This window comes from Sphingomonas sp. 66-10, assembly GCF_001897045.1.
GTDB classification, from domain to species: Bacteria; Pseudomonadota; Alphaproteobacteria; order Sphingomonadales; family Sphingomonadaceae; genus Sphingomonas; species Sphingomonas lycopersici.
This window is the reverse complement of the sequence record NZ_MKRR01000106.1, coordinates 2465-3614: the sequence shown is the minus strand read 5'-3', so window position 1 is coordinate 3614 and position 1150 is coordinate 2465. Positions and strand designations below refer to the sequence as shown.

Sequence of the window (1150 nt, the reverse complement as noted above, 5' to 3'; positions counted from 1 at the left end):
GCCGACGCTCCCCGCGCCGCCGAGCCCGACCGTGTCGGCCGGCGCGTCGTCGAACCGCTCGGCGGCGATATCGACATCGAGCGATTCGCCCGCCGCCTCGCCCCCCATCACCAGTTCGTCGGCGCCGGCGGGCTCGTCGCGCGGCGCTTCGGCCGGTTCGCGCTCGGCAGCCGGGGCGTCGTCGGCCGGTGCGCTCGCCTCGAGCAACGGGTTGCGCTCGAGCTCCTCGGCGATGACGCCCTCGATCTCGAGGTTGGAGAGCGCCAGCAGTTTGATCGCCTGCTGGAGCTGCGGCGTCATCACCAGGGATTGCGACTGGCGCAGATCGAGGCGCGGCGCGAGCGACATTATCGGTCCCGCAAATCCGGCGCCGCCCGCGAGGCGAAGCCAAGCCGTCGCATCACAAAGAGAATCCCTCGCCGAGATAGAGCCGGCGGACATTGGCGTCGGCGACCAGCTCTTCGGGCGAGCCGGTGAACAACACGCGGCCGTCGTAGATGATGTACGCGCGGTCGACGATATCGAGCGTCTCGCGCACATTGTGATCGGTGATCAGCACCCCGATGTCGCGCCGTTTCAGATCCTTCACCAGATCGCGGATGTCGGCGATCGAGATCGGGTCGATCCCGGCGAAGGGCTCGTCGAGCAGCATGATCGTCGGGTCCGCCGCCAGCGCGCGCGCGATCTCGGCGCGGCGCCGCTCGCCGCCCGACAGCGCCATCGCCGGGGCGGCGCGCAGCCGGGTGAGGCCGAATTCGTCGAGCAATTTGTCGAGCCGGTCCTGCCGCGTCGCCGCATCGGGGATGCTCAGCTCGAGCACCGCGAGGATGTTCTTCTCGATCGTCAGCCCGCGGAAGATCGAGGTTTCCTGCGGCAGATAGCCGAGCCCGAGGATCGCGCGGCGATACATCGGCAGCCCGGTGATATCGCGCCCGTCGAGCATGATGCGCCCGGCGTCGGGCTTCACCAGCCCCATCACCGAATAGAAACAGGTCGTCTTGCCCGCGCCATTGGGGCCGAGGAGGCCGATCACCTCGCCGCGCCCGACCGAGACCGAAACGTCGCTCAGCACGACGCGCTTGTCGTAGCTCTTGGCGATCGACACCACCTGCAGCCCGTTGGCGACGGGCGGCTCGGTGATCGGCTCGAT

2 protein-coding genes (1 of these 2 only partly in view) are annotated in these 1150 nt (G+C 69.0%); both read right to left on the bottom strand.

The genetic code is table 11. The features are described from left to right. Positions 1-348: the beginning of an RNA polymerase factor sigma-54 gene (gene rpoN, locus BGN95_RS09690; protein WP_286772502.1), read on the bottom strand. Its footprint begins 1098 nt before the window's first position; only the first 348 of its 1446 coding nucleotides appear in the window; its start codon is at positions 346-348; its stop codon lies beyond the left edge, outside the window. Positions 349-400: 52 nt separating this feature from the next. Continuing rightward, entirely contained in the window at positions 401-1150 is a 750-nt protein-coding gene (lptB, locus tag BGN95_RS09685) for an LPS export ABC transporter ATP-binding protein (RefSeq protein ID WP_286772501.1), read from the bottom strand.